The organism is Pararcticibacter amylolyticus, assembly GCF_003130405.1.
Lineage (GTDB): Bacteria > Bacteroidota > Bacteroidia > Sphingobacteriales > Sphingobacteriaceae > Arcticibacter > Arcticibacter amylolyticus.
The window spans coordinates 317,130-324,147 of sequence record NZ_QEAS01000003.1; the positions used below are offsets into that span (position 1 = coordinate 317,130).

The 7,018-nt window shown below is 45.6% G+C and carries 5 protein-coding genes; all 5 read right to left on the bottom strand.

The annotated features are described in order from the left end of the window. Positions 1-6: 6 nt before the first annotated feature. Positions 7-1,356, bottom strand: a complete 1,350-nt coding sequence (locus DDR33_RS05690; RefSeq protein WP_109414787.1) for a BNR repeat-containing protein — start codon at positions 1,354-1,356, stop codon at positions 7-9. A gap of 31 nt (positions 1,357-1,387) precedes the next feature. Then, positions 1,388-3,856 carry a beta-galactosidase GalB gene (galB, locus tag DDR33_RS05695; protein ID WP_109414788.1) on the bottom strand — a complete coding sequence of 823 codons (2,469 nt, stop codon included), beginning with the start codon at positions 3,854-3,856 and terminating at the stop codon, positions 1,388-1,390. After that, positions 3,853-4,791, bottom strand: a complete 939-nt coding sequence (locus tag DDR33_RS05700) for a glycoside hydrolase family 43 protein (protein ID WP_109414789.1) — start codon at positions 4,789-4,791, stop codon at positions 3,853-3,855. The genes galB and DDR33_RS05700 overlap by 4 nt, the downstream gene beginning before the upstream one ends. Positions 4,792-4,852: 61 nt before the next feature. Further along, complete coding sequence (locus DDR33_RS05705) at positions 4,853-5,710, bottom strand: glycoside hydrolase family 16 protein (protein ID WP_109414790.1); 858 nt, start codon at positions 5,708-5,710, stop codon at positions 4,853-4,855. Between the two features lie 257 nt (positions 5,711-5,967). Next, positions 5,968-7,018, bottom strand: a 1,051-nt coding sequence (locus tag DDR33_RS05710; RefSeq protein WP_238387683.1) for a DUF5013 domain-containing protein, incomplete at its 5' end; no start/stop codon positions are given.

Consider the following 7,018-nt stretch of genomic DNA (forward strand, 5'->3'; position numbering starts at 1 on the left):
CTTTCCTTAATGCCTCCATTCCAGCACTTTCACCATCGTGGGGGGCATGCTGGCCTTCCCCTCTCCGTCAACTTGTTCTACATTCTGGATAAAGAGGTTTAAAATACCTTTTTCTTTCCATAATTCGGTATCATATGTTGGTTCCCAGTCGCCAAGTGATTCCACAGTAAGGTCTGTTATGTACCACCGGCGCTTGCTGATATCCCGAACAACAAGTGCAGAAGCCTTACTTCCCCGTTCCGCGTCACGAAAGATCATTACGAGAGAGACATTTCTGCCTTGCCTCTTTACCAGTACCTGGGGTCTGGAAACAGGTATTTTCTTGGTTCCTGTACCGCTTAGACTAAACGGAGCCTTTCTGAAGCCGGGCACCAGGGTTTTCCACCCCCCTCCACCTTTGTAAACAATATGATATTGGGGAACAGCGGAATCTTTTTCCCGCCAGTAGGTAGCGATAAACGGATTGCCTTCGCTATCGGCGCACATAGACGTTTGATTGATCAATTCGCTGTTCTGAGGTATTTTGCAGGAATACTCGGCAGTGGAGGCAGTAATGGGAAGTGTATATTTTTCACCGGTGGATTTTTCCCAGGTCTTCCCGCCGTCTTTTGACCGCGCGTAACACAGATCGTGGTTGCTGGCCACATCCGGGCTTTCGCGCCATACCCAGGATATATGAATTATCCCCTTCGAATCCACATAGGATTGACAGTAAGCATTCCGCTTACCTTCTCCGTCAATGAGATTGTCATGAAGCCTGGTCCATTTTCCAGTCGCCGTATTATATTCATTCATCACCAGGTTTCCTTTGCCGGATTCACCGTTACGATAGAAAAAGAGAAGATTTCCATCCGGCTTCCTGTAAAATTCCGGGTAAGTTACCCTTTGTTCAAGCAAAGCTGTCATGGGGAGCTTTTCCGAAAAGGTGAGCGAGCCTGGACTAAGGCTCCGGCAATACCTGAGCGGATTATTATGGTGATCCCAGGCGAGATGGAGGTAGCCCTCTCCATCAACCATCATGCTGATGCTGTTATGGGCATCTGAGGCATTACCTTTAAGGCCGGTAGATTGAAGTACCCACTCCCTTTCGCCGGCTTTCCTCTTCCCAACTATCACGACAGCATTGCTGTCATAATAAGAGATATATTGAGTATCTCTGAAGGTTACCAGCGAGTTTTTCCGGAATACAACAGCATTGACAGAATTCCTTGCCCAGGCAGTACCAACCGGCATAATCTCCCTATCCGGTATCCGGGCAGGATTCTGAGCATCGCAGGCCAGCGCCTGCAGTTTGAACAAGAGGATCAGAGCCAGGGTTCTGATAAAAAAACGTCCTGTTGATATACCGCCATACATGTTTTTATTATAATAGCTTATTTGACAATGTTTACTGATCAGCAACAGTTTTGATGGTCAACACACCTGGTTTCAACCCTTTAGACGAAACGCTGAGCTTCATCTCCCCATCCTTTTCTGAAGATTCAACTACCGCAACCAGCATCCCTTTAAAAGCATGCATGTAGGGCAGATGGAAGAGCTCGAGGCTCGTAGCATCACCATTTGCTGCAGCTTTATAACGGCCTGCTCCCTTTACTTTGAACGACAGAAGGTTAGAAGCATCGGGACATACATTTCCTTCTGCATCCACCACCCTGGCAGTTACAAATGACAGATCTTTCCCGTCTGCACTAAGCTCTGTTCTGTCAGCCGTCAGCTCTATGTGGTGCGGTTTGCCTGCAGTCTTTATTTCCTGGCTGGCTACCTGGTTCCCTTTTTCATCGTAAGCAACGACTTTTATAGTGCCTGGTTCATAAGTCACATCGTTCCACATCAGACGGTATCTTGTTTGATTATTGGTCTTATTCTTACTTTGCCTCCCCATACTCTTACCGTTCACAAAGAGCTCTGCAGAAGGATAACTGGTATAGCAGAAAACAGGAGTAACCTGTCCCTCTCTCCCCGGCCATGTCCAGTGAGGCAGAACATGAAGAGTCGGCTTTTCTGTGTTCCATTTGCTCCGGTACAGAAAGTAGCGGTCCTTAGGAATTCCTGCAAGGTCTATGATACCAAAATAGGAGCTGTGAGAGGGCCATTTGGAATCATAGGGTGTAGGTTCTCCAAGATAATCGAAGCCTGTCCATACAAACTCTCCGATAACAAAAGGAAGATCATCCTGCTTCACGAACTCATCATCAGGTACCTGCGACCAGTTGCAATACTCAAAGTCGTAAGAAGAGCTCTGGTTATCATCGTATTGCTTCATCTTTTGAAACTCAACCGGAAATTTATACACCCCCCGGCTGCTTACCGTTGAGGCTGTTTCTGTTCCGAGAATAAATCCCTGGGGAAGGGTATTATTAGCTTTTTCGTACCATGTAGGTTTATAATTGAATCCCGGCACATCCAGTATGGCAGCGAAATTCTTTGTAAGCGCATCATTGATCCTGTCCATCCCAACGGTAACCGGCCTGGTCGGGTCTTCCCGGTGACAAATGTCCTGGAGCATTTTTGCAATCTTGTTTCCGCCTTCAGCACTCTGGTCAGGCACCTCATTACCGATGCTCCACATTACAACAGAAGGGCTGTTCCTGTCCCGATGGATCATATTTATCAGATCCTTCTCTGCCCATTCATCAAAATATGCGCTGTATCCGTTTTTCACTTTAGGTGTTTTCCACTCGTCAAAAGATTCCACCATCATCATAAAGCCCATTTCATCACACAAAGCAACCAGTTCAGGTGCAGGCATATTATGAGAGGTACGAATAGCATCACATCCCATATCCTTCAGCAGGCTTAGCTGACGACGTAGTGCAGAAACATTTACAGCCGCACCCAACGGTCCGAGGTCATGATGATTGCACACGCCCTTGAACTTCCGGACCTCTCCGTTCAGAGAAAATCCTTTGCCCGCTTCGTACTTAATTGAACGGATCCCAAACCGGGTTTTATATTCATCTTTAAGTGTTGTTCCCTGGTAAAGCCTGGAAACCGCTGTATAAAGTACCGGGGTCTCAGGAGACCATAATGAAGGAGACTTAACTATGAGGTTCTGATCAAACTGAAGACCATCAGTTTCGCCGAGAGCGGATTTTAAAGTAGCCACCACTGTGCCCTGGGAATTGCGGATCTCTGTTTCCAGATGCAGATCCGAATATTTAGCTGCTGCTGCTTCCACCCGCGTTTTAAGGTTGACCTTCGCAAACTCCTTATTAATGACAGGCGTCGTGACATACGTGCCCCATACCGGTATATACACGTCTTCTGTTACGAACAGATGTACGTTCCGGTAAATTCCGGCTCCGGGGTACCACCTGGAAGACTGACTGAAGTTCTCCAGGCGGACAGCCAGCGTATTCGCCTCGCCAGCAGGATTAAGCAGGGAGGTCACGTCGAAATAAAAGGAATTATATCCATAAGGCCAGTACCCGGCTTCTTTTCCGTTTATATAAACCCGGGCATGACTCATCGCTCCATCAAACTGAAGGATGGCCTTCTTACCCGGCAGAAATCCCGGCACCCTAAATTTGAGACGGTACCAGCCAGTTCCAACGAAAGGCAGGCCACCGGTCCTGCCTGATTTCACAGACTCCTCTTTTTCCATATTCTGTTCGATCTTCACCTTCTGAAGATCGTTGCTCCCATCGAAAGGCCCTTTGATCGCCCAGTCGTGCGGAACCGATACGGTTTCCCATTTAAGATCATTGAAACGGTCTTCAATTGCTTCCGGGTGATCCCCCTTTTTAAATTTCCAGTTTTTGTCGAGAATATATTCCTTCCTGATGCTTTGAGCACTAAGCTGAAAGGTTGCCAGAAAGAGAAGAGAGAAACAGCTGATAATCTTTAATCGGGTCATTTTGCTTCGAGAAGTTTTGAGAGTTCTTTTTGTGTTACTTTTAATACCGTTCCGTGCCTGATTCCGGAGGGAAGACTGATTTTATCGGAAATATCGGTCCAGTTCTTTAAATCAGACGATCTGACAGCTCCATACTTATGTTCCGTATACTTGTCGAAATACACGATCCATTCTTCTCCGGTTTTAAGGACCGTGGGGCCCTCCGCCCAGTATTTTCCGGTTATAGGTTCACTGGCTTTGGTATATGGGCCGGTCAGTCTTTGACTGAATGCTACCTTCAGATTCTTTTGTGCCGGTTCGCGTGTTTCGTCTTTAAGGAACATAACAAACCGGTTTCCATCCTTTACAATCGTAGCATCAATGACATTGAACCCCGGATCATAAAGAAGCTTTGTTTCACTGAACTTTTTAAAATCCTTTGTAGTCACATAATACATCCTGTGATTGTATCCGTTGTCCGCCGTCGACGCTGTTTCGGTAAAGCGATCCGGAATAGTTGTGGCCCAGTATATCAAGTACGTATCGGTTGCCTGATCATAGGTAATTTCAGGGGCCCAGCAGTTTCTTGCCCCCTCTTCATGCGCCATAACCGGGATATATTTCTGTTCCGACCAGTTGATGAGGTCTCTGGAAGAAGCATATCCAATCCCTTTATCCGTCCAGCTCACAGTCCAGACCATATGAAATAATCCGTCACTCCCCCTTATTATACATGGGTCGCGCATCAGGCTGTCCTTACTTAACACTGGGGCAAGAAAGGATTGATCCCCTTTCAGAGCTTTCCAGTTATAGCCATCGGAACTATACGCAAGGTGAAGCCCGTCTTTTCCATTGCCTTTAAAATAGGAGAAAATATACGCTTCGTTCCGCGTTTGTGCTGCAACCTGAATTATCAGGACATGTAAGAGGAACAAAAACGAAAAAAATCTTTTCATTCAAAACAGGGATTAGTTTGGGGGCTAATATACTAAAAGACTATCTTTTGCAAACCATCGCTCATTTTTGATATACCCTGACATAGTCTATTTCAAACCGCCGGGGAAACGTTGTACCCGAAGGGTCTCCTCCATTGTCGCCGCCGATAGCCAGATTCAGAAGAACATAATGATCCTGTTTAAATGGATTAAACCCGCTGCCATCCGTATTCACCAGATCATCCAGGGCTACCTTATTCAACAGTTCATCATCCACATAGAGGCTGATACCATTATCATCCCAGTCCATACGCCAGATATGAAATTTCGCAGCCCAGGAAGGATCTTTAAAATCCTTCACCGCCTTCATTTTGCTGTACCACTTTGCCTTATGTTTCAACGTGGTACCACAGGCTATATTGGCGAGAATATTCCCTTTGTAGTATTCCATGATATCGATTTCTCCATTCGATGGCCATTGCCTGGTAATCCCTAAGGTCCAAAATGCAGGCCACATTCCCTCACTTATATCTATGCGGCCTCTCATAACGAACCTCCCGTATTTCCAGCTGTGAAGTCCTCTTGTGTTTATACTGGCAGAGGTGTACTCCACATTCCGACGGCTGGCCCTCCAATCGCTGCTGCCCTCCATGAATTCCTTATTAGGGAATGTTTCCCTGCGGCCCTCAATTATGAGCAGACCCGAATCGCAAAATGCATTGCTTTCCTGATACCATTGCAATTCATTGTTGCGGACAAATCCTTTTTCAAACTTCCAGTTTCGGGGATCGGGTGTACCCTTTGCATTAAATTCGTCGGACCAGACTAATTTATATCCGTCAGTTGATTGATTATTGATATTGGCCGTATTTTGGCATAAAGCTTTGAAAGAGCAGATTACCAAACAAAAAGCGGGCAAAAAAATTAAACTTTTAGTCATTCGGTTTATTTGTTTGTGATTATAACTAATAATACGCCCTCGTATCTGAGGATGAAAGAAAGCATTCCTGGCTTAATCAATGTGGGGTTCTATTGTACTTACTTATCTGACAGAAATATTACCACACGATAAACAGCCGTGCTATAACAAGTAAGCTGGGCCGGATTATACGTCCGGCCCAACTTACTGAAGATTCAGGATTCACTCCGGCTCAGCTCTTATAGAAAATCTTTTCCGGAGTGAATCTTACGCACCCTCTACAAGTGTGTCGGATAATTATACAGAACAACCTGAGTTGATTTAATGCCTTGCTGATCCTGAACATAGTTTACAACAACGCCAAGCGTAACCTTTGTCGTTGTATTCAATTGAAAAGTAACAGCAGTTTGCGGTTGGGCAATCAGTTGATACTGAACTGAACTATTGTTCACTATATTACTGTAATCAGGTAAATCGTCCGCATTGGGAGCAACGACGACATAACAAGGATCTTTTGTCCCCTGCCATTTCCAGTTCCCCCCGGAAGGATCAAAAGAATAGGTTCCGGCGGGTAAAGTAATGGTTTGAGAAAGCTTCCCGTTCAGAATTTGAGGGGAGCCCCAACCTGATTCAAGATCCATGGTCTTGCCGTCACCATCGTTCGAAAATCCTCCTACTCCACCGTGACTAAGAGCTGCAGTATTCGCCTTCCAGTCTTTAAGAGTTCCCCAGCGGGAACCATTCATTGCCGACGCAATGAACGGATTTCCGGGATTTAAAATGTATTTGTTTGTAATATTCACGGCCGGGCCTATCACCAGTGTGTTTACATTTATGACGACAATAGTGGTGCTCAGTGAACTGTTGAGCTCATATTTGCTCGCCCCCTTTAATTTTACTGCCAACACAAGATACTTACCAGCATAATCGTTTGATTTTAGCTGGGGGATATCCATCTCCAGGTAGAATGTCCCTGACTTTTTACCTGCAGGAACATCAAGCTTTGCAGGTAGAGTGTACATAGATGCCGGCATAACCCTGTAAATGGCAGGGTCAAGCAAGCGTGTATTGAGCAGGTGCTGGACCGTGTCATTATTGGCACTGATCTCTACCGAATATGCATCTCTTCCCGGGCCCGAAAGAGATGCTCCAAGGATTACCCTGATTTTATTCGCCTTGGTATCAACCTGATAGTTAAAAGTAGAAGAATCGGTACCGGAAGGCACTGGATAATTATTATCCACTCCTGCCGATTTGAAAATTGCCTGGGGCATATATATTTTAGAAATACCATAATCCTTCTCAGAATCTGCTTTCTTACATGAATTG

What these genes read in the sequence shown, in the direction of transcription:
- DDR33_RS05690 (WP_109414787.1), bottom strand. Translation starts at nt 1,356, where the DNA reads ATGTATGGCGGTATATCAACAGGACGTTTTTTTATCAGAACCCTGGCT.
- galB (WP_109414788.1), bottom strand. Translation starts at nt 3,856, where the DNA reads ATGACCCGATTAAAGATTATCAGCTGTTTCTCTCTTCTCTTTCTGGCA.
- DDR33_RS05700 (WP_109414789.1), bottom strand. Translation starts at nt 4,791, where the DNA reads ATGAAAAGATTTTTTTCGTTTTTGTTCCTCTTACATGTCCTGATAATT.
- DDR33_RS05705 (WP_109414790.1), bottom strand. Translation starts at nt 5,710, where the DNA reads ATGACTAAAAGTTTAATTTTTTTGCCCGCTTTTTGTTTGGTAATCTGC.